Source organism: Candidatus Methanoperedens sp. (assembly GCA_012026795.1).
Taxonomy (GTDB): domain Archaea; phylum Halobacteriota; class Methanosarcinia; order Methanosarcinales; family Methanoperedenaceae; genus Methanoperedens.
In genome coordinates, this window is sequence record VEPM01000023.1 from 20,333 (window position 1) to 42,917 (window position 22,585).

The following is a 22,585-nucleotide window of genomic DNA, read 5'->3' on the forward strand; positions in this document are numbered from 1 at the left end:
TAAGCAAAGCTATATAAATCCTGAACCACCATTCATGAATATGGGTTCAGAAATTATATACAGGGATGAGTCCGATGAAATAAAAAAATTAAATGGTTGGATATTAATTTATGGAAGAAGAAAAGTAGGAAAAACATTTTTGATAAAGAACTTCCTGGATTACGATGTCTTTTTCAGGGTAAACAGGGATGGCAGCATTCTAGCCGAAAAGTTCGTCATCAGCACAATAAACAATATGGATGATTTTTCAAGGGCAGTATCGGAGCTGCTTCTTGCTGATAAAAAAGTGGTGATAGATGAATTCCAGAGGCTTCCTGAATCCGTTATTGAGCGAATATCCACTCTTCATCCAAAAGGAAAAATTATTCTTTCCGGCTCCAGTATGAGAGTGATAAAAAAGCTCTTTGGAAGCAAATCACCGCTCCTTGGACTGGCTATGCAGTACAAGCTTGGGCTGATAAGGCCGAATAACATATTACGGGAGCTTTCAAAAAAAATGGATGCAATGCAAGCAATTGAGCTTGCCCCATATCTTGCAGATGCATGGACTATCCCCTTTTTCATGAAAGAAAGCGATAGTGAGAGGGTCATATATGATCTCTTGAAATATTCCAAATTCACGGTTCCTTCGCTTGTCGGGGAAATATTTACGGAAGAGGAAAGAGAGTTCACGAAGGTATACGAGGCTATTTTGAGACTTATAGGAGCTGGCGAATTGGATTACAAAAATATTGCCTCGATCCTTGCCAGCAGAAAGGTGATCGAGCGGGCAGACAGCTCTTTGATAATTCCTTACATAAAAAATATGGAAGGCATGGGGCTGGTTGAATCCCTGCCGATATATTCCTCAAAAAAAAAAATGTACCGCTTGTCTTCACCTATGATGGAGGCTTTTTTCTATCTTGCTGATCGATATAATTTTGAAGATAGAGACGTAAGCTTTGAAGAAGCAAGGCCGACTATAGAAAAACTAAGAAATTTTGCAGTGCAAAACTTTATAGGGGATTTGTTCGCCAGCGCCTACCATGGAAAAAAAGAATATTATGTAACGCCCTCAAAAGAGCTGGACTTCATTATAACCGTAAGAAACAAGGCGGTTATCGTTGGAGAAGTAAAATGGGGAAAATACGATAGCAACGACCTAAGAAAATTCGTGGAAAAAACAACTTTTACCAAAGCAGATAAAATATTCATAACAAAAAATAAAAATGAGACAAAAATTGATAATGTTAAAATAATGGACATAGATGATATTTTGGCTATGGTTAATTAAGAAAATTGCATTTATTCAGACATTGAGAAAAGATTATACTTACATGGGTACTTAAGCAACCTCATGTTCATTGAAATAGACGGCTGGATGGCAAAACTAAGATTTTCAGCATGCCATTTCATCCCCAATCACCCAAAATGCGGATGCCTTCACGGTCATACATATGCTATCAGTGTCAGGATCGAGGGCGAACAGAAAGGTGAGTTCATTATTGATTTTGAGACCGTAAAAGGAATAGTTAACAGGATTTGCGACAGGCTTGATCACAAGATCCTGATTGCAGAAAAAGACCCGCGTCTCATTATAAAGAAAAGCGATAGTGTATCGATTGAGATCATTGATAGCAAAAAAAAATATGTGCTTCCACTTGAAGATATTATGTTCCTTCCCACAGCTTCCGTAAGTGCCGAAGACCTGTGCAAATACTTCACATCCAATCTGGCAAAGGGCCTCAAATCCAGTGGAGCAGATAATATCACGAAGATCCATGTGCGGGTGGACGAGGGGATAGGACAGGGCGCAGGCTGCGAACATCAGTTATAGTCTTTTCTACTCAGATCCATTTTGTTATTTTTCAGCGATTTGAGCAAATGTTGCGCTTTTAGATACTTTTATATACCTTAAGGTATATTGTCATATTGTGCATAAATTGCACAGTATATTAAAATATATCAGGAGGTTCACATATGTTTGGAATAAATGAATTGAGCGTTATAATAGTTCTTTTATCTTTCTGCCTTACGAAGTTAATATCGTTGCCAGCAGCATTTCAAGTTGTGCAAAAATTGCATATAAAATATGAGGAGATTTAAATATGTATATTAAACTAAATAATTTTTGTTTTATAATAATTTTTCTGTCTCTGGGCATAATTGCAGGTTATGCTTCTATACAAACGGCATTTATGACAGGATTAGTAACAGCCCTTGTAGCCCCACCAGCTGCTGTCTTAGTAGGCATGGCGCATGCTGGTAAAAAGTTTCAATCGGAAATTAAAAAATCATAATTGCATCATAAATTGGCCATCATTCTTTTTTTTTGACTCATATTTTTGATTTTATCCAAAATTTCTTGCTCCAATTACATATTATTTTATATCAGCTTCTCGTAATATAACGCGTTTGATGAGTCAGAACCAGGATCAAGAAAAAGGAATAAATAATGGCCAGCAGAATTGAAGTCGGTTTTAAAAAAGGGATAAAAGATGCGCTGGGAGACAGCACGAGAAAAAGGATAGCTGAAGACCTGCATATAAATGTGGAGAGTGTCAGGACACTTGATGTTTATACCATCGATGCAGATATTTCCAATGAACAGGTAAAGATTCTCGGTGAAGAATTGTTTGCAGATCCCGTAATACAGGAATATTCCCCTGAACCGCTTGCAAAGGATTTTTCATGGCTCATTGAAGTTGGCTTCAAGCCTGGTGTTACTGATAACGTCGGAACTACTGCAAAAAAAGCATCTGAAGATATTATTAAAACCACAATAAAGGGAGTATATTTTTCAAGACAATATCTGATAAAAGGGAAGATCACAAAAGAAGATGCTGAAAAGATAGCTGGCGGACTTCTTGCAAATACCCTTATTGAACGATGGATAATAATCAATAGTATTGACTGGGATAAACAAAAAGGTGTATGTCTGCCGCTTCCTGTCATAAAAGGAAAACATAAACCTTCAGTTATGGAAATTGACCTTAATACCAGTGATGAAAAATTAAAGGAATTAAGCATACAGAGACTTCTTGCTCTGAATCACAGGGAAATGATCGCTCTTAAGGAATATTTTAATTCGCAAGAAACGAAAACTCAGAGGAAATATCTTGGACTAACCCTTCCTACGGATGTGGAAATAGAAGTGCTTGCCCAGACATGGTCTGAGCACTGCAAACATAAAATATTCAACAGCCGGATAACTTATTCAGACGATAAAGGAAGCCTTGTAATAAATTCGCTTTTTAATACTTTCATAAAGCGCGCCACAAAGGAAATAAATAAACCATGGCTTGTTTCTGTTTTCACCGATAATGCAGGCGTGATCAAATTTAATGATGACTATAATCTTGTCATGAAGGTGGAAACGCACAATACGCCTTCTGCTCTTGATCCGTACGGCGGCGCCATAACAGGTATTGTTGGTGTAAACCGCGACCCTATGGGTACGGGGATAGGTGCAAGACTGATATTTAACACTGATGTCTTTTGTTTTGCATCCCCTTTTTATGATAAAGAGCTTCCACCGCGACTTCTTCATCCCAAGAGGATATTTGAAGGCGTAAGGCGCGGCGTCGAACATGGCGGGAATAAATCCGGTATTCCCACGGTGAACGGGTGTATAGTTTTTGATGTGCGGTATCTTGGAAAACCTCTAGTATATTGCGGAACGGGTGGAATAATGCCTTCAGTGATCAATGGAAAACCCTCCCATATAAAGGAAATCCATAGTGGTGACCTCATAGTAATGGCCGGGGGGCGCATCGGGAAAGACGGCATCCACGGCGCAACTTTCTCATCACTGCAACTTGATGAGGATTCACCTGTTACCGCTGTACAGATCGGAGATCCTATAACCCAGAAGAAGATGCTTGATTTCCTGCTTGAAGCTCGTGATAAGGGATTATATGGATCAATAACAGATAACGGCGCAGGCGGCCTTTCGTCATCGGTTGGTGAGATGGCGCAGCTCTGCGGAGGATGCCTGATCGAACTTGATAAATGCCCCCTGAAATATCCTGGCCTTGACCCCTGGGAAATCCTTGTTTCCGAGTCGCAGGAGAGAATGACGCTCGCGGTTTCTCCCGAAAAAATTGATGAATTCCTGAATCTTGCTAAAACAAGAGACGTTGAGGCCACTGTTATCGGAACATTTACAGATTCGGGCAAATTCCATGTAAAATACGGAAATAAAAATGTGGCTTACCTGGATATGGAGTTTTTGCATAATGGTCTTCCAGCCATGAAATTGAATGCGCGATGGGTACAGCGCAAGTTTGAAGAGCCTGTTCTTGGTGTTGTGGATTCGACCGCAATTCTTAAAAATCTTCTTTCGCGCCTCAATATATGTTCAAAAGAATATGTCATCAGACAGTATGACCATGAAGTCCAGGCAGGATCTGTCATCAAGCCATTAACCGGGGATGGCCCGAGTGATGCAGCGGTTATCCGCCCTCTGCTTGATAGCATGGAAGGAGTTGTTGTTGCAAACGGCATCTGCCCGAGGTACGGTGATGTTGATACATACCACATGACGGCCTGCGCCATCGATGAGGCGGTACGAAATCACATTGCAGTGGGCGGTTCATTTGATCATCTTGCAGGTCTTGATAATTTCTGCTGGTGTGATCCTGAAAAATCAGAAAAAACACCTGACGGCGAATATAAGCTCGGGCAGCTTGTGAGAGCCAACATGGCGCTGTATGATTATACAAAAGCATACGGTGTCCCCTGCATTTCAGGAAAGGACAGCATGAAGAACGATTACCAGATAGGGGGCAGGAAGATATCCATTCCCCCAACTGTTCTTTTTTCAACGATCGGGAAAATTGAAGATGTGCGAAGAGCAGTGACAATGGATGCGAAGTGTCCAGAGGACAGGGTTTACATCCTCGGAATGACGAAAGATGAACTTGGAGCTTCAGAATATTATGCATCTCTGGGATTTATCGGGAACGATGTGCCGCGTGTGAATGCCAGTTCAGCGAGAAAATTGTATATCGCCCTTGAAAAAGCGATCAGCGAAGGTGTTGTCGCTTCATGTCATGACTGCTCTGACGGTGGTCTTGCCGTGGCGCTGGCTGAAAGTGCATTTTCAGGCGATCTTGGAATGATAATCGAACTGACAAAAGTACCTGTTGAGAACATCAAGCGTTCAGATACGATATTATTCTCAGAATCCCAGAGCCGCTTTGTTGTCACAGTGGCGCCTAGAAATGTGAAAAGATTCGAGGCGCTCATGAAAGGTAATGTGTTTGCGGATGTTGGCGCAGTCACAGCGCGGCAGGAATTTATTGTGATGGACGGGGAGAAAGTGGTGCTCAGAGAAAGGATCGATGTGCTTAAGAATGCATGGCAGAAGACGTTAAGATGGTAATATCAATTTCGCGCATTTATTGCGAGAAGAAGCGCCTGAAATTCCCGACCTTTTCATGAGAAATAGAAAAGCGCTAACAAAAAATCAACCATTCTCAATCCTATTTCACCCACACCACTTCAGGCTCTCTCCTTTCAGGCATTTCGGTATCGCCTCTCGGATACCCGAATATCAATGGCGCAACAATAATGTATCCTTCAGGTATGCCAAGTTCTTTCATGATTTTTTCATCCATCAGGGCACGCTGGACGCCTCCTATCCAGCAGCTTCCGATTCCTATGGAATGGGCAGCAAGCATCATTGTCTGGGCTGCCATTGAGCAATCATAAGCTGCCGTAGGTGCTTTATTATTCCCGAGGATGATCACCATAACAGGTGCATTATAGAACATGTCTGAACCTTCTGTTTTAAGAAATGCAAGAAAATCAGCAGCCCCCTGTGAGTTATCTTTAAATTGTTCCAGCAGCGGGATCATGGATTTTTTTCCAAATTCCGAAAGCCGCCGCAAAACGTCCTTATTTTTTATCACCATAAAACCCCATGGCTGCATGTTCAAACCTGAAGGAGTATACCCGGCGCAGTCGATCAGGAATTTAATATCCTCATCAGGGATCTGGTCTTCTTTGTAATTACGGACACATCGCCGTGTTTTTATTATTTCAATAATGTCTTTCATGCGGTTCACCTATTATTGAATGTTGTTTCTTATTAGAATAGATTTCCGGATAATATAAAGAATTTCAGTAAAAATGAAAAAAGGAAAATAAAGGGGGAATTCACCCCTTGTTTAAATGAGGTCTTTAAGGTAGAATTTATGCGGGCCCAGCGTACCGCCATAGTTCCCTGCGCTTATCTTCTTGACACCAGGGACCCTTACAGCCGCAGCGATACCGGCTTTCATGGATCTGCTTATTGATTCCGCATCAAGGCCATTGATAACGATCTCATATATGGCATTTACATCAGCAGGCACATGAGTATCTTTTATCTTTGCTTTTATCGAAGGGCTGAATTTTTCATTTGTTGTTGCCTTCATGAATTTATAATTTGTAAATCCGACCTTTGATCCGCTTGCCACAACGCCGCCAGGGAAAGGAGTGATCGTACCTGTCAGCATCATTATTGCATCAACCGCATTTTCAGCAGCGGTAAGAGCCGTCATCTGCGTATCTGCCATAATAAAGAAATTGCCCCCTGCAATGCCTTCCTGCGCTCCGATACCGTGCTCAGTAATGAAGTCACCCTGCATCATGGGGATCTTATATGCTTTCCTTCCACCAATATTGGTTTCGGATTCAAACCCGTCTCCGAAGAACTTGAGCTTGAATCCGGTATCAAATTGTTTCTCAGCGTTCGGAAGCCCATTCCACATTGCAGCAGTCGGGGCAGTCAGGACACACTGGCCCAGACGTTTTAATAACTGTTCTTCCAGGGCTTTATAGCCAAATGTGCATATATAAATATACACACCAGGCCTTCCATCAGGTGTTTCGCTGCCATCAACAACCTTTTCAATGCCGGCCTCGGCTGGGCACATTATTACAGAGGTTCCAAAGCCTGTGGCTTCCTGTGCCGCAACCATGGCCCATCGCCGTGTTGCGCCTGTGATCAATATTCTTGCTATCTTTATCGGAAATGCTTCCGCAAATGTGTCTTCTATCTCTACTCCATTGAGTTCCATAAATATCCCTCACATGATGACCCAAAAATATCAATTACGGGTCATCAAACAATCCGTCATTTTTATTGTAGTACCTAATATATGCTTCGAAATGTTTCGAAAGCTTAAAAAAAGAGACGTTTTTTTACTTTTTTAATGCATTATTTCATCAACAGCGCGGCTTGCAAGTTCCTGCATTCTCACCTGTGTTCTTCCCGGTCCTGAGAATTCATCAAGTGTCATCACGGAAGCTATCTCTTTACCAAGAATAAAGATTGCATGTTTATGTTCGGCTTTGCTTCGATGTACATGTATGGGGCTTATCTGAAGGGACTGGTATTGTACAAATTCTCCATGGCCATTTTCCTCGAAGAACTTCTTCATTTGCACCATTAGTGTATGTAGCTGGATTAACTCTTCTTTGTGTATAAAACCGCCTCCTATCTCTTATTTAGCTGTTTACTGCTAAGCAGTAATGCTATTCTATTCACATCAATCCGATACTAAAATGATTTTGTTAGGAAGTGCATTTCCTATGTTTTACATTTAAAGTTTACGAATTAATCTTCATGATTCATAATGATTAATTCGTTTAAAATTATTTTTTGGTTTTTACTTCAAGGATTCACGATGATTTTCTGATGAGTCACTTTTGGGAACTCCTTTATATAAACCTCATAATTTCCAGGATTGTTAAATGTATAATTGAACCAGCTCAAATAATACCTCAGCCTGGAACTGGAATTATCCCATAAGTTCTCCTGGCTTACGACCGTTAAGCTGTAATTCGCGTCTGTTACACTTATCCATTTGACTGTATCACCTGAATTAATTGTAAGTGTACGATTAGTATAATTTGATGAAACATTTGTTGTAGTAACCTTGCGAAACCCATATAAGTCATCAACTTCAGAAATATATAATCTCTGTGTTCTGGCAATCGTCGGGATAGGGGTTGGCTGCACAGTTGTCGGAACCACTGTGGGCGCTGGAGTCGGTGTAGCAGTCGACGTTGCCGTTGGTGTCGGAACCGGAGTTACGCCAGTTTTCTCATCAACGCATCCCAGGAAAATCAAAGATAATGCCATGATAAATATTGAAATAATTTTAAAGTTCATTATACTCACCAACGGCATAAATGGCATAACTTATAAATAATATTATCTATTTGTTCTCTGATAATGATTAATATTATGGATTTATTATTGATGCCTTCCATCAGGACATTGAATGGATACTGAGCCCATGAAGGAAAAGAAATGGATATATGAAGAGATCGTTGGCAGAATACCTCCTTTTTCTCTACTGTCCTATAAATACAGCATCCTTCTCCAGTTTTTATTTCTTCTTATAATTGGCATAACCCTCGGTTTTATCTTTGACCTGGGGCAGATTTCCCTGCTATATGGCTCACTTGCCATCTTTGTAGCAGTATCATGGAGCCTTCTGATCCTGCAACTTGCGCCAACGCTTCGTAAATTCAGGGCCCCGTTAAGTAAGGATGAAAATGAATTACTTGAGAGATATAAAGAGATACTTTTCCATAAAAACCATTATGAGGCTGTGCCAGGGCTGGTTATTTTCATCCCTTTTATGTTTTATCTTTACTATTTTGGCACGGATTTACTGGATATGTGGCTTGGAAAAGCTCCCCATCCGGTTTTATTATTATTCGTAAGTCTCCTGATATGGGATATTTGCTACAGGATGGGGCTTGGGTTATGGACATCAGTCCTTGCTTTGTGGAGATCCTTAAGACTTAAAAAACTTGCGGAAAAGAGAAGCGAGCTTGAACATACACCATATACTGAACTTCGATACCTTCAAAAACTTGATATCAACAATGTCTTTTTCGGACTGATTTCGCTTTTTTTACTGCCCCTTTTCAAGACAGATAATTTTTTAGTTGTTATTACGTTGCTTTTCATGTGTTTTGTAACCCTTACCTCGCTTTACTCAGCATACATAATCTCCATAGTGCCATGGCTTCCTCCCGACATCTATAATCTGGTAAATGAATCAAGTTTTGCATATATCGGTACTTCCCTGAAAGGAAAAACCCATGTAACCCCGGTTGTTTATGTTTTTGACGGGCAGAAAATCTTTTTTAATACATCTAAAGAAGCAAAAAAACTAAAAATCATGCAGGAGAACAACAAGGTCGCTTTCCTGATAGATAGAAGGGACATGAGTAATATATATGAAAATAAAGCCGTTCTTTTTACCGGGGAAGTCAAAATCTACGGAATGACAGATGTTCCAATACATTTAATAAATATGCTTGCTGCCCTTAAGTTATTCATGAAAAAATATCCCGAATATACAAAAAAATATTCAACTTCGGAATTACCAAAAGCATGGCAACTGACACCAATTATTGCAAGGATACTTGTGGAAGTGAAACCAGTTAAAATAATCTATTGGAGAGGCGCAAAACAAATAAGCGTGCCTGTGTAAATATGCGGATCCCTGAGGAAATACGTAATATCCTGTACGGTAATTATTTCGGTTATGTATGCACAAGCGATAAAAATGACCAGCCGCATCTGACCCCGGTCTTTTTCATATACGATGAGAATTCACAGAAACTTTTTTTCATCACAAATGATCGATCAAAAAAGGTCAAGAACCTGTCTGAAAATCCCAATATCAGTATTACAATCGATATCCGTGATCCTGTAAACCCTTTCAATAATGAAGGGGTTATGGCCCAGGGTACAGCTGCTATTACAGATAAAGCACCAATATATTTCCTGTCTGAAGAAACGCTGCAATTATACTATGATATCTATCAGGAATTTAAAAGCAAATACCAGAAAGTAATAGAGAATAAGCCCCTTGGCGAGAACGATGTGATCATACAGATAAATGTTGAGAAGATGGTATACTGGAAAGGCCCGCATTTCAAATCACTGAAGTTCAAAAAAGACGAATGGGTTTCTTGATAAATCTGACAAGCGACTGTCCGGGTTAGACTCTATCCGGATTATTTTGGTTAAAGCAGTTATTTTGACTTCCCGGTGATATTGCTATTGCTTTTGTTATTGCTTTTGTTATTGCCTTTGCTCTTGTCCCTTCGGGCTGCTTTTTTTATCTTTATATTTTGGTCCATAATATCCATAAATATCTTTTGTCTCATCATTTCTTTCCGGTTATCAAAAAACGATTTTTCAAGCTCCCTTATCTTTTCCTTCAGATCCTCAATTTCCGCATACTTTTCCTCCAGTTCCTGCTCAAGATTATTGATGGTTACTTCGCGGCGGTGTATACTGATCTCCATCTTCTTTTTTTCAACCGGGTGAATATGTTCTGCTGACTTTATCAGGATTTTTTTCTCAACATCAGGTTTCGCTTTTCCTGAAAAAGGAACATTTAGAAGAGAATCGTTTATATCCTCCCCTTTTAACTTCTCAATAAAAAGCCTTGATATTCTCTGTTCTTCGGCAGAAAGGGTCCATGAAGCCCCTTTGTAGCGTTTCTCCAGGCCTGCGATATCGAGTAGTTTTTCAGCCGCTGATCCACTGATCCAGCCTATGCTCTGGTAGTAATTAAAAAGCTTCGGGAGATTGTTATGGCCGACCCTTGCAAGAAGGAATTTCAGCCATTTCCTCTGGGTTTCAATTGTTGTGTCAGTAAGTCTTTCCAGCATCTATGCAGTTTGCCAGAATTCAGGCGGCATATCCTGTGCCAGTTTCAGTGCTCCATTAGCACCGCTAAAAACCGGGTCTGTATCTTTGAAGACCTTTCCGCCATCTATCAATTCAAGCTCCTTGGTCAGAACAGCATCGATGTTCCTGATCTGGCTTCCTCCGCCTGCCAGCCAGATATTATTGCGCAGATATTCCTGGAAGTCAGGATCATATGTGGATATCAGTTTGGATATACCGGACATTATATCCGGAATAATGGATTCACATGCCATTCTTATATCTTTTGTAATTGATAATTTAAGTATAGAAGAATCAACAGGTACATCAACAACAATTTCTTCCTGAGACTCACCAACGAATGAACTCTGTTCTTTCCATTTTTTTGCTACCTCATTTGTTACCCTGACATTGGTATATTCTTCGGAGATCAACCTCACTAATTCAGCATCAATATAATCACCTGCTTTATTGCTGCTTATCTGGTCATCAGGTTCCGGAAGCGTACCATGTACCCTGCATATATCCGTGGTCCCTGCCCCTATGTCCACGACCAGGGAATGTTCCATCTCTCCCAGGTTATATGCGACACAAAAAGGTTCGCTTGCAACCATTACGCCATCAAAGAAACCCTTTGCCATTTCTGTAATGATCTTTTTATTAAGTACGCTGGCCTGGGACGGAACTCCTATAATGGCATACTTTTTTACATTGTGGTTAGCATCCACAAGTCCCATTATATGTTGAAGAAGGCCCTTTGCAGCCTCAAGATCCTCTCTCTGGTTCTTTAATAACCCGGACTCGACAGGTTTGAACATATTTAGCGCAACCCTGTGTTTTAATGCTTCATCACCATACAGGCGCTCTTTTTTCAGGAATTTTGATGCTACTGCATCTTTCGGAATACCGACAATGCTAAGAATACTCTTTTTTTTCCCTTCACTTGTCGATATTGCAGTATGGTTTGTTCCAAGATCAATTCCTATATATAATGCCTTATTTTCTTTTACACGGGTTGCACCCGTCTTTTTGATCAGTACTTTTTTCTTATTTGCCAAAATTATCCCTCATGATGATTATGTATATCATACAAATGCATTACTTAAATATATACTTTACCTCGTGTAAATGTACATTTACATGCTGGGATAATATAGAATTTTCAACCGCAAAAACTCAAAGATCGCAAAGATTTTGCTGTTACGCTTTGCGAACTTTTCGAACTAATTTTGTCATGTGATATTAATATATCACTCAATTATTGATTTCCTGCCTCAATTCCCCAAGCGTTGATTTCCTTTCCGCGAATGCATTATGCCTGTGGATGCTCTCTTCATTTATCTGTTTTACCACAATAACAGAATCATCCGGCAGTTCAGGGAATTGATTGATGATTTTCTGGGCCATTGTCCGCACGCAATCTTCTACAAATTTGGGATTCTTGTGTGCCCTTTCAACGATCATAACCTCATCGGCCCGCTTCAATAATTCAAACATCTGCGAACTCATGGAATTCTCGATGATATTTATGATCTTTTCAAGTGAAACAAAATGACTGTCATGAGTTTCTATCGAAATTACCCCCCGCCCTCTCTGGTTATGTGTGGGCATAGGCACATTATTCAGGAATTTCTTAATTACATCTGATTCCACGCCAAGCGTCTTTAATTCCTTTCGTGCTTTATCAACCATTATTTCTTGGGCGCATGGGCATGCAGTGATGCCAAGCACCTCAGCGCCTACAAGTTTTCTTATGGTTAGTGTTTCACCGCGTATCGCTTTTGCCTCGGCAAAAATATTCACCACTTCCTGGCAATTCAATTTAGTCGCAGGTGTTTCCCTTTTAAGGATATATTCGCTTTTCATCCTTACTTCAGCGATCAAAGCATATTCATGCCTGTCGATCAGCCTTTTTGCGACTTCGCTGCATAAATCTTCTATTTCATAAACAGGGGATGCGATCATTTCTTCAAGAACTTCGTCTATGGCCTCAAAATTCCTCGATAAATTCGCGCCCTTCCTGTCAGAAGGAAGGTCAACAAAGATATCAAACGTAGATACAAGCACGATAGGGCGCTTATCCTTTCTTGCCACTTCTACAAGTTTCTTGACATCCGTTACCCCCACGCGGGTCAATGTTATAGCTATATCAGGCTGGTTCGCCTGTATGTCTGGTAGATGAACTACAGGAAGTTTCATTCTTGATTATCTCCGAATGTTTATTAATTAAATAATTTTACACTCTTAACAGAGCACAATAACAGTTCTTGTATTATTAAATTATTGCTATTTGAGTTTTGATTCTTAATTGCATCAAATTGTTTAAATACCCTTAATTATATTTTGTTTTCAGAGGGATACTATCAAATTCAAATCAAATGATTTTACCAGGATACTGGCGATTGTAGCCGGAATTGCATTTATAATGATCTCTGTTGCCTATGGGCTCACATATATTTTCCAGACCGGTAACATCGTTTTTCCCTATGAGCCATATTATTTCCTGTTCATATTCTCTATAGGGTTCGTGATTTTCACGATATATTTTGAACGGGAGAAAAAAGCTTTTTTTCAAAGGGAGCTTATCGGTGGCGCGATAGCATCCGCATGTTTGACTTTCCTGATAATAGCGTGTCTGGCTGGAATAAAATATATATGGGAAAAGGGGTTGTCAGGCATTGGCATCGAGACCCTTGCGTATGCATTCTCCATATCCATGATACTGAGCCTTATTTTATATTTTGTCATAGGTAAAATAGAATTTAAATTCGTCCCCGGGGATTTTACCAGGGTACTTTCGATAGTCCTTGGGATCGCGATCCTTATAATGGTAACAGTGGTCTATGGGATAAATTATATTATTAAGATCAATCCATTTCCGGTCAAGCCTTACGTTCTATTTTTCATGTTCGCGATACTTTTCGTCCTTGCTTCCGTTTTTTATGAAAAAAGAGGGGCGCTGTATCCCTGGTTCCTTCTTGGAGGCGCCGTGGCTTCAGCCTGTCTTGTTTTCATCATTGCGGCAATCATCGGGGGATTGAGGTATGTATTAGAAAAAGGATTTACAGACCTTGGCACTGATACTGTATTCTATTCTTTGTCAATATGTATAATCCTGAGTATGATTTTATATAAGCAGTATGATATTATAATGGAAAAGCTTTGAAGATAACAAAACAGAATACAATAGAATAAAAATGAATTTCAGGTTGATAAAATGGGAAAAATCCAGATCCTTGATGAAGCATCGATAAACAAGATAGCAGCAGGTGAAGTGATCGAGCGCCCTGCTTCTGTTGTCAAGGAGCTGATCGAGAACTCAATAGATGCAGGTGCGGATACGATAAGGATCGAGGTTACAAAAAGCGGTAAAAGCTCTATCCGCATCACTGATAACGGCTGCGGGATGAACAAGGATGATGCTGCGCTGTCTTATGTGAAACACGCTACAAGCAAGATCAGGAAAATCGAAGATATAGAAACTGTGAGAACAATGGGATTCAGGGGTGAGGCTTTATCATCTATTTCTGCAATTGCCAATGTCGAGATCATTACAAAAACAAAAGATGAACTATCCGGTACAAGAGTTATAATCCAGGGCGGGAAACTGGTAAGCATTGCAGAAACCGGAGCCTCGGATGGGACGACAATTGTAGTAAATGACCTCTTCTACAATACACCTGTCAGGAAAAAATATCTGAAATCCGATGCAGTTGAACTTACTCATATCATCGATATAGTTTCAAGGATAGCTCTTGGACATAACAACATTTCTTTTTCTCTTTTCAACAATGGGAAAGAGTTGCTGCGTTCACCCGCAGCAGAACTTAAAGATACGATAATTCACATTTATGGCCAGGAAGTCGCACGGGAAATGCTTCCGGTGGATCTTGAATCTGCTATTGTGCGAATAACAGGTTTTGTCTCAAGACCTTCCCTGACGCGGGGCAGTCTTGATTACCAGTCATTCTATATAAATGACAGGAGTATCAATTCAAAAGCGATCGGTTTTGCGCTAAGGGATGCCTATGGTACCCTTATGCCAAGAGGGCGTTTTCCGATAGCGATATTAAAGATATATGTTGACCCGCGGGAAGTGGATGTAAATGTCCATCCTACCAAGAACCAGGTGCGCCTCGACCATGAGAGGGATATTTGCGATATGGTTACGCAGGCTGTGAAGAATGCACTTGCTCACAGAAATCTTATTCCTGATATAAAGATACCAATGCAGCAGACATTTTACGAAACTCCGGCTGCCGGATCTTTCCAGGTAAAAGAGATTGTCACTGATTTCAGGCAGTCTGTAAAAGACACAGAAAGAAGATTGAGACAATCAGAAAGAGCAGGCATGGAAAAGGAAATTGCAGGGGCTGCTGAGGTGACTGCTGTGGTGCCTGATGTAAAAGTATTGGGACAGGTGGATAGCCTGTATATCCTTGCAGAAACAAAGAACGGTCTGATGATCGTAGACCAGCATGCAGCGCATGAACGTATATTTTTTGACCTTATCCGGGAATCAAAGAGGGATGATTCCCAGGAGTTGATCGTTCCAATTAACATTGAACTTGATTCCAGGGAGAAGATATTAATGAAAGATACTATTCCCTATCTTGAAGAGTTCGGCTTTCGGATATCAGAATTCGGGCATGATTCATTTGCAGTAACGGCTGTCCCTGTTGTCCTGGGAAAGCTTGAAGACCCCGGGATGGTGCATGACATAATATCTGATATTCTTTCAGAAGGAAAAGTAAAAGAAGAAACCGGGATATTTGAGCGGGTAACCAAAAGCATCGCATGCAGAAGCGCCATCAAGGCCGGAGCTGATTGTTCCGGCTCCCAGATGGAAAGCCTCATCAAACAGCTTTTCAAGACACAGAATCCATATACATGCCCGCATGGAAGGCCAACGATGGTATCTTTTAACAGGCAGGAACTGGATAAGCTATTCAAAAGAGTGTGAAAACCATGACAGACTGTTTCTTCTGCGGCAAGCCTTCCCGTAAAACTTATAAATATTACACCCTGGATATATGTCAGAGATGTTATCTCAAGCTTAAATTAAAAAAACTGGAGAAGAAATCTATTCCAGATGATATATACTTAAAATCACTTGTTGGTAGTAAAGAACAGCCATACGTGGATGCACTGGACCACTTTGCCACATTTTTCCCAAAATCCCTTTCAGAAGACCTGCTTGGAATGATACTCTTCTCTTCTGATAAGAATGGTGATATCGATCCTATATTTGCAAATTCCATGATAATTGCAGCACATTCGGTATCGCTTTTCGGGGAAGGTGTGAAGGCAAATAAAAACGCAAGTGAAGTACATGCGCTTTACGCCCTTGGAAACCTTGTAGGTATTTCTATTATAGGAAACCTGACATATTCCCACAGGAATGCAAATATGGATGAAGAAGCAATCATGTCTGCTGTTTCTAAAGAAATTGACAGGACTATGATCGATATCTTAAATGACATAGGTAAAAACGATGGGGCTTTGCATGATCTTATTGTGGATACTATTGATTTGATAAAAGCATGGGAAGAATCATGATCAGAATCCTGGAAGGTACGATATTTATCGAGGATATTGAAATTTTCCTTTCAAAAATTAAAGAAATGAGGAACTGCAAAGATACTGTCATCCTGGCGCTTGATGCAGATAAACTTGCAGGGAAAGAGCATCTTATGTTCGCTATTGAAAAAGCGATTGATTCATTCAAAACAGGGAGAAATATCGCAAACGACCTCGGGAAAGAAATAATGCTTTATGCATCAGGCACGCGCCAGATAAACCGTGCCATGAAAATCGGTGTGCATAACGGAAAGAACAATATTGTACTTGTGGCTATTGGTGATGATGTTGACCAATATGTATTTGATGAGATAGAAATAAAGCCAGAGGATGTTATGCGCTACGAGGAATCAAAGAACAGGGTTTTGATGGACATTTTCAATATTACTGATGAAGAGATCAAAGCTGCTGGTATTGAAAAGATCCCTGAACTTGTCCTTGAGAGGGTTGCGCTTGTGGATGTTTTGAAATAGTTATGTTCGCTACATTAAGCCGTAACCCAGCATGTTTTGCTTAATAATAACTGGCAATAAATGATTTCTCCTGATTTCATCCACAGCCGTAATACGAAAAAGATTTATAGCATATCAGAAATAGGAGCATACGGAGTTTAACTAAAAAGTGGTATATAATATGAAACTATATTTATGTATTAGTATTATTATAATTACAGGATTACTTTTTGTTCAATCTGCTTCTGCTCTGGAAGAAAGTCAGTTTGATATTAGTGTAATTAAATATGATCCCCAGCCTGTGGAGCCGGGTCAGAATTTTGATATATGGGTTAGAGTGAAAAACATAGGAAATTCAGACGCTAAAGATGTAAATATCGAGATTCCCGGTAAGTTTCCTTTTCAGCCCCAGACCGGGGAAACAGGGGTCAGAACTGCGCCCTTGATAATAAAAGGCGACAGCTATACTTACCGTTTCAGCATGAAAGCTGATGATAACTCTGTAAAAGGAAATAATAAAATTGCCATCGGATACCGGCAAAATAACTATTTAACATCGCGGGATTTCGATATTCAGATAGGTTATTCAGTTACTGATGTGAAAGGCGTTATTGAATTGGAAAAATATGTGGTGAGCCCTGAAGCCCTCATGCCTGGCGATACAGGGCAGGTAACATTGACATTTAGAAATGCTGCCTCAGGTTCTTCATTAAAATTTGATGGAAAAGACTACAGCACTAACGCTCAGATCCAATCAATAACAATGCTCGATAATCCAATGATCAAAGTATTGAGTGATTCTTATAATAATGTGGGTATAATCGGGCCAGGCAGCGAATTCGATGCACGTTATACAATTAAAGTGGATAATAACACACAAAATGGTATATATTTTATTGAATTTGATGTTGTTGGAAGTTCGAATTTGCGTGGAAAAATACCTATGAAAATAGAAGATTCGGTTGTTGAAATTATTCCCGTTGAGATTTCCGGCAGTAGCATATCCTTGAATATTGCAAACCAGAGGCCCAATAATATCGAAGCAGTCTCAATTATTCCTTATGCGAATAACACGATTTTCAAGCCAACCCAGTATTTCATAGGTACGATGCAGCCAAATGAGGTATCCACAATAAAATTTGAAAAATCCAGCAATGAGAATGAAAACATAATGCTAAAAGCCCGATTCAAGAATGATGCAAACTGGCACGAGTCCGAAATTAAAATAGCATCACAAGTTAAGGGTAATTTAGTGGTACAATCTAATGCTGGTGGAATTAGCGGATCAATATTCCTGGTCACAACTATCTTTCTTATCGGTTTCTATACATATATGAAACAGAAGAGAAGGAAAATTTCATGAAGCTGTCTGATACATTCGAATATATATATATAAGCTTTTTAAGCAATAAATTCAAGACGATTTTATCGAGTTTAGGAATAATAATAGGTGTTATAGCAATTGTAGTAATGCTATCTGTGGGCGAAGGTCTTTATGTAAATGTCAAAGGAGCCATGGGAAATCTGGATTTAAACACACTGACAATCACTCCCGGAGGCTTGTCACCGGGGCAGTTTAAGAAAAACGCAGAACTTACCGAAAAAGATGTTAAGACTATAGAAAGTATTCCCGGAGTAAAATTTGTCTCACCAAGAAAAACCATAAGTGCTACCATTATTTCCAAAGAAACTGAAAGAACAATAACGCTTGTGGGTATTTATCCGTCAAAGGAGCAGAAACTTGGAGAGGGAATAATGCTTGGCAGGTTTCTCACGGAATCAGACCAGAACGGTATAGTTCTAAAAGAGCAGTCTGCGCAGAATATGTTTAGAATGCCATTGAACCCGGGTAGTATCGTGAAAATAAAGAACAACGAAAATGGCAAAGAGGCAGGATTTAAAATTGTAGGTTTGCTCGCCGAAGCAAAACAATCTTATTTTGGGGGTGTAGCTAATGCAGAGGTATATACAAGCCTCAAAAGTCTGGAGGAAATTTCTAATGGAAGTTCATATTCAATGATTCAGGTAACTGTTGAAGAATCAGAGGACGTTGAGGAAATGGGGGTACTGATCCAAGAATCTCTTGAACGCTCACATAGAAACGAAGCATTGTCAATTATAGCTATGAAAACTTTCCTGGAAATGGTAAATAATGTAATGGGCATGATCAAAATTGCGCTGGGAGGGATAGGTGTTATCTCCCTTGTGGTAGGGGGGATTGGAATTGTTAACGTGATGATGCTTACAGTGAATGAAAGAGTGAGAGAAATAGGCACTATGAAAGCTATGGGAGCAACAGAAGCTGATATCAGGACTCTATTTGTATTTGAATCGGGATTTCTGGGTCTTATTAGCGGGCTTATAGGTGTTGTGCTGGGCTCAGGTATCGCATTATTAATCTCAGCGATTGGAGCATTCCCACTTGATGTGACATTGAGTTCAGTATTGGTCGGGTTGGGTTTCGGGGTCATAACCACAATGGCGGCGGGAATATATCCAGCAAGCAGAGCTGCGAGACTTGACCCTATAGAGGCATTCAGGGCTGAATAGGAGAAAGAATATGGGTTTCATAAAAAGAATAATAGATACTTTGAAAAGACCTAAAGAAGCGATGCGGGAAATTTCAAATATTCCTCTAATAGAGGAGGCTGTTATGATAGTGGGAATATATGCCCTCTTTTCTGCAGCTGACCTGTACGTGCGATCTTCCAGAATTGTGCTGGTCACTGAAACAAATCTTGAATTTGCGCAAATAATAGGAGTGATAACCGGGATACTTGCGGCATTTATAACATGGTTAATATTGACAGGTATTATCCATAATATTTCTCTTGCCATCGGTGGAAAGGGTAGATTTTATCCTCATATGATGGTTCTTGTAGGATATGCCATGCTGCCACTAACTTTTTCTGCAATCCTCAGCACGCTTATCATTTATTCGACCGGGTCAAATATTGTTAATGTAAATCCATTTAATAGTCAGCAGATGCTTGAGGAAATCCAGAATAGTACACCTTACGTAGCTTCTGAATTCATAAGTTATATAGCATGGATATGGTCGTTTTTAATTATATCTTTTGGGATTCAGCTTCATCAAAAGTTATCAAAAAAAAGCGCATTGATTACAGTTGCAATACCGCTTGGTTTATGGTTGGGTTTATCTCTATTATTTTAATTATTGGCATGGGTGATTGGAATGGAAAATCAATTAATAAATAGGTTTATTCGAGATATTAAAAATGTAATGACAAGGGAAAACTTAAAGGAAAAACTGAAACTTCCAATATACATTTATATATTAAGTTTTTTTATCGGTTTGATAATTGTAGGGGTTATTGGCCTTTTGAAACCTGATATGTCAATGGAAGCAATAAATCCTGAAAAATTCCAGATGAATTCATCTTCAACATGGTGGTTTATCATCACAAATAATACCAAGGTAGTTATTTCGCTATTTATTAGTGGGATACTCCTATATATAGGCCCTCTATTGGGTATGGGTGCCAACGGTTTTATCCAGGGGCTTTTATTGTGGGCATCAATCCAGAGCAGTGGTGCAATGGGAATAGTGAAATATTTGATCCTGATAGTTCCACATGGAATGTTTGAAGTGCCTGCCTTATTATTGAGTGGGGGTGCCGGAATTATCCTTTCTCATGAACTCAGGAATTTGATAATTTGGAGGGTGATTAATAAGAGCAAGCTATATGAGGCATTTATTTTTCTTTTCATCGCTTTTTGTTTGTTTCTGGTCGCATCAGTTATTGAAACACAAATCAGCTTCAGATTTGCAAATTTCATCAAATGATTGCTTTTTATTTAACTATGCCTGCAACAAACCCTGTTAATATAAAATGATCTCAATAAAAAGAAACTAAATTATGAAATAGTGTTTCTTTCTTTTTTATATAGCTTTGTGTGAATGTTAAGTTAGTGGATCTAGGGTGGTCCAACTCATAAATTGGAGGTGAAAGAATGATAGCATCAGTAATAGGTTTCCTGAACACTGTGGGAGCACCAGCACTTGTAGTTGAAATACTCAAACAGTTATCAGCAGTATATGCAAAACTTGGCTTACTCTTGATTGTAGGTTAAGATACCAAGACAGTTACTCGGCGTTAATATTCAGAAAATACAAATGGGCATTTTGGCTTATTGCCTTATGCATCTTTTTTAGGATTAAATATATCATCAACTATTAACTATCTTTCCATCTTCAATCCTTATTGTCCTGTCAGCATACTGAGCAGTCCTGATATCATGAGTGACAAGAATTATTGATCTCCCCTGGTCATGCAGGTTTTTGAAAATCTTCATTATCTGATCTCTGGCCTTTGTATCAAGATTTCCAGTTGGTTCATCCGCAAGGATAATGGATGGTTCATTTGCAAGTGCCCTTGCTATAGAAACTCTCTGTCTCTCTCCACCTGATAGCTCCGTAGGCCTGTGCAGTATTCTATCTTCCAGTCCCACATCCCTCAAGAGGACTTTTGCCCGCTCGATCCTTTTTTGTTTCGGGATTTCCTGGTAAATCATAGGAAGCTCAACGTTCCTCAGGGCATTCAATCTGGCAAGAAGATTAAAATTCTGAAAAACAAAACCTATTTTTCGTCCTCTGATCTTTGCCAGCTCGTCATCGGATAAATTTGAGGTGTCAGTATCATCAATAAATATTTTTCCTGTTGAAGGCCTATCAAGGCATCCTATAAGATTCAATAACGAACTCTTACCACTCCCGGAAGGCCCCATTATTGCCACAAACTCTTTTTTTTTAATAGCTAAATATACATCTTTAAGAACAGGCACAGCCATATCTCCAAGTTGATATACTTTATTAATATTTTCAACCACAACCACATTACCAGACATATAGCTTTTTCATAGAATCAATAGTTTAAAAGTTTTCCGCATACTTCTTAATAACTAAAATAAAAAACTTCATATATCATGAACATTATGTTTGAACTGAGTGTGAATGGAATAATCCGGAAAAGGGGATGCAAAAATGGTATTATGTTTCGTGACTCATGATTGGATTACCTTTTCTGATTGAAGAATTCCTGACGGAGTTGATGGTATGAAAAGAACTAGAAGAACATCGATGGAACTTATCGTTGAGATTCTAAGAGCTTGCTGCAATGGTGGTGTAAATAAAACAAAAATTGTTTGTTCGACAAACTTAAATTCTAAAATCACAAATGAATATCTGAAGTTTCTAATTGAAAAGGAATATATAACCAATGGGAACCATATATTTCAAATTTCTAATAATGGTAAGAAATTCCTGACCCAGGTTAATGAAATAACCCCATTACTAAATATTAAAAGATTAAAATAGTATAATTAAAATATTATTTTATTTTTCTGTGTTATGTGTATAAAAATAATCATAGGTATATTTGAAAAACGATAAATATATATGCAAAGAAGCTGTTAAATAAATTCTTAATAAAAACGGTATGGGATTGTGGTGCTTATATGATTGAAAGTGTGGATTAAATCATATCTCTGACCAGTAAATCTGGAAAAAAGGGGAATTGTAACAACAAGTAAAACATTAATGTGAACCACATCCCGGGAGAATTTGGTATTATTAGTTGGTGGTGGTATCATTAAACGAATTAGAAGAACAAAAATGGAACTTATGATTGAAATTCTAAGAGCTTGCTGTAATGGTGGTGTAAACAAGACTAAAATTAGTTATTCTTCGAACTTAAATTCTAAAATCACAAATGAATATCTGAAGTTTCTGATCGAAAAGGAATATATTATCAATGGAAATGATAAATATCAAATTTCCAAAAATGGTCTGGAGTTCCTGAATAAGATCATTAATATACAAACATTACTTAAAAAACAATAATACAATCAGATTTAATAT

The 22,585-nt window shown here is 39.1% G+C and carries 23 protein-coding genes and 1 pseudogene; 16 read left to right on the forward strand and 8 right to left on the reverse strand.

Annotated elements, in window-relative coordinates; translation table 11 throughout:
• Positions 1-34 precede the first annotated feature (34 nt).
• From FIB07_12095 to purL, 4 genes are all read left to right on the forward strand, one after another.
• On the forward strand, positions 35-1,273 hold the full coding sequence (locus FIB07_12095) for an ATP-binding protein (protein ID NJD53597.1): 1,239 nt from the start codon (positions 35-37) through the stop codon (positions 1,271-1,273).
• A 63-nt stretch (positions 1,274-1,336) separates the two neighbouring features.
• Positions 1,337-1,816 (forward strand): 6-carboxytetrahydropterin synthase QueD, encoded by a 480-nt coding sequence (locus FIB07_12100; GenBank protein NJD53598.1) that lies wholly within the window; start codon positions 1,337-1,339, stop codon positions 1,814-1,816.
• A gap of 271 nt (positions 1,817-2,087) precedes the next feature.
• Positions 2,088-2,279, forward strand: coding sequence for a hypothetical protein (locus FIB07_12105; protein ID NJD53599.1), 192 nt, complete (start codon positions 2,088-2,090; stop codon positions 2,277-2,279).
• A 155-nt stretch (positions 2,280-2,434) separates the two neighbouring features.
• Positions 2,435-5,365: a phosphoribosylformylglycinamidine synthase subunit PurL gene (gene purL / locus FIB07_12110; GenBank protein ID NJD53600.1), complete on the forward strand. Its 2,931-nt coding sequence runs from the start codon at positions 2,435-2,437 to the stop codon at positions 5,363-5,365.
• A 100-nt stretch (positions 5,366-5,465) separates the two neighbouring features.
• On the opposite strand, the gene FIB07_12115 is transcribed toward purL, so the two are convergent.
• From FIB07_12115 to FIB07_12130, 4 genes and pseudogenes are all read right to left on the reverse strand, one after another.
• Positions 5,466-6,041 carry a nitroreductase family protein gene (locus FIB07_12115; protein NJD53601.1) on the reverse strand — a complete coding sequence of 192 codons (576 nt, stop codon included), beginning with the start codon at positions 6,039-6,041 and terminating at the stop codon, positions 5,466-5,468.
• 111 nt (positions 6,042-6,152) lie between these two features.
• Positions 6,153-7,046 (reverse strand): formylmethanofuran--tetrahydromethanopterin N-formyltransferase, encoded by an 894-nt coding sequence (gene fhcD, locus FIB07_12120; GenBank protein ID NJD53602.1) that lies wholly within the window; start codon positions 7,044-7,046, stop codon positions 6,153-6,155.
• 132 nt (positions 7,047-7,178) lie between these two features.
• Entirely contained in the window at positions 7,179-7,454 is a 276-nt protein-coding gene (locus tag FIB07_12125; protein NJD53603.1) for a UPF0058 family protein, read from the reverse strand.
• Positions 7,455-7,966: 512 nt separating this feature from the next.
• Positions 7,967-8,062, reverse strand: a pseudogene (locus tag FIB07_12130) (energy transducer TonB).
• A 193-nt stretch (positions 8,063-8,255) separates the two neighbouring features.
• On the opposite strand from FIB07_12130, the gene FIB07_12135 reads away from it, so the two are divergent.
• Both FIB07_12135 and FIB07_12140 read left to right on the forward strand, forming a co-directional pair.
• On the forward strand, positions 8,256-9,482 hold the full coding sequence (locus tag FIB07_12135) for a hypothetical protein (GenBank protein ID NJD53604.1): 1,227 nt from the start codon (positions 8,256-8,258) through the stop codon (positions 9,480-9,482).
• Positions 9,483-9,484: 2 nt separating this feature from the next.
• Positions 9,485-9,970 (forward strand): pyridoxamine 5'-phosphate oxidase family protein, encoded by a 486-nt coding sequence (locus FIB07_12140; GenBank protein ID NJD53605.1) that lies wholly within the window; start codon positions 9,485-9,487, stop codon positions 9,968-9,970.
• Between the two features lie 59 nt (positions 9,971-10,029).
• On the opposite strand, the gene FIB07_12145 is transcribed toward FIB07_12140, so the two are convergent.
• The 3 genes from FIB07_12145 to FIB07_12155 all read right to left on the reverse strand — a co-directional run bounded on the left by FIB07_12145 (position 10,030) and on the right by FIB07_12155 (position 12,871).
• Positions 10,030-10,674 (reverse strand): hypothetical protein, encoded by a 645-nt coding sequence (locus FIB07_12145; GenBank protein ID NJD53606.1) that lies wholly within the window; start codon positions 10,672-10,674, stop codon positions 10,030-10,032.
• On the reverse strand, positions 10,675-11,736 hold the full coding sequence (locus tag FIB07_12150; GenBank protein ID NJD53607.1) for a hypothetical protein: 1,062 nt from the start codon (positions 11,734-11,736) through the stop codon (positions 10,675-10,677).
• Positions 11,737-11,926: 190 nt separating this feature from the next.
• Positions 11,927-12,871 carry a GTP cyclohydrolase I FolE2 gene (locus FIB07_12155; protein ID NJD53608.1) on the reverse strand — a complete coding sequence of 315 codons (945 nt, stop codon included), beginning with the start codon at positions 12,869-12,871 and terminating at the stop codon, positions 11,927-11,929.
• A gap of 226 nt (positions 12,872-13,097) precedes the next feature.
• Here FIB07_12155 and FIB07_12160 point away from each other — a divergent pair, with 226 nt between their 5' ends.
• The 8 genes from FIB07_12160 (at position 13,098) to FIB07_12195 (ending at position 20,512) form a co-directional block, all read left to right on the forward strand.
• On the forward strand, positions 13,098-13,838 hold the full coding sequence (locus FIB07_12160) for a hypothetical protein (protein NJD53609.1): 741 nt from the start codon (positions 13,098-13,100) through the stop codon (positions 13,836-13,838).
• Between the two features lie 51 nt (positions 13,839-13,889).
• Positions 13,890-15,635 (forward strand): DNA mismatch repair endonuclease MutL, encoded by a 1,746-nt coding sequence (gene mutL, locus FIB07_12165; GenBank protein NJD53610.1) that lies wholly within the window; start codon positions 13,890-13,892, stop codon positions 15,633-15,635.
• A 5-nt stretch (positions 15,636-15,640) separates the two neighbouring features.
• Positions 15,641-16,231, forward strand: coding sequence for a hypothetical protein (locus FIB07_12170; GenBank protein NJD53611.1), 591 nt, complete (start codon positions 15,641-15,643; stop codon positions 16,229-16,231).
• Positions 16,216-16,725, forward strand: a complete 510-nt coding sequence (locus FIB07_12175) for a hypothetical protein (protein NJD53612.1) — start codon at positions 16,216-16,218, stop codon at positions 16,723-16,725. The genes FIB07_12170 and FIB07_12175 overlap by 16 nt, the downstream gene beginning before the upstream one ends.
• Before the next feature lie 160 nt (positions 16,726-16,885).
• On the forward strand, positions 16,886-18,067 hold the full coding sequence (locus FIB07_12180; protein NJD53613.1) for a hypothetical protein: 1,182 nt from the start codon (positions 16,886-16,888) through the stop codon (positions 18,065-18,067).
• A complete protein-coding gene (locus tag FIB07_12185; GenBank protein NJD53614.1) occupies positions 18,064-19,254 on the forward strand; it encodes an ABC transporter permease in 1,191 nt (396 codons plus the stop codon). The genes FIB07_12180 and FIB07_12185 overlap by 4 nt, the downstream gene beginning before the upstream one ends.
• Positions 19,255-19,264: 10 nt before the next feature.
• Complete coding sequence (locus FIB07_12190; GenBank protein ID NJD53615.1) at positions 19,265-19,879, forward strand: YIP1 family protein; 615 nt, start codon at positions 19,265-19,267, stop codon at positions 19,877-19,879.
• A gap of 21 nt (positions 19,880-19,900) precedes the next feature.
• Positions 19,901-20,512, forward strand: a complete 612-nt coding sequence (locus FIB07_12195) for a stage II sporulation protein M (protein NJD53616.1) — start codon at positions 19,901-19,903, stop codon at positions 20,510-20,512.
• A gap of 383 nt (positions 20,513-20,895) precedes the next feature.
• Here FIB07_12195 and FIB07_12200 read toward each other — a convergent pair whose 3' ends face one another.
• Positions 20,896-21,573 carry an ABC transporter ATP-binding protein gene (locus FIB07_12200; GenBank protein NJD53617.1) on the reverse strand — a complete coding sequence of 226 codons (678 nt, stop codon included), beginning with the start codon at positions 21,571-21,573 and terminating at the stop codon, positions 20,896-20,898.
• 208 nt (positions 21,574-21,781) lie between these two features.
• On the opposite strand from FIB07_12200, the gene FIB07_12205 reads away from it, so the two are divergent.
• Positions 21,782-22,042: a hypothetical protein gene (locus FIB07_12205; GenBank protein ID NJD53618.1), complete on the forward strand. Its 261-nt coding sequence runs from the start codon at positions 21,782-21,784 to the stop codon at positions 22,040-22,042.
• Positions 22,043-22,288: 246 nt separating this feature from the next.
• Positions 22,289-22,567, forward strand: a complete 279-nt coding sequence (locus FIB07_12210) for a transcriptional regulator (protein ID NJD53619.1) — start codon at positions 22,289-22,291, stop codon at positions 22,565-22,567.
• The last annotated feature ends 18 nt before the right edge of the window (positions 22,568-22,585 follow it).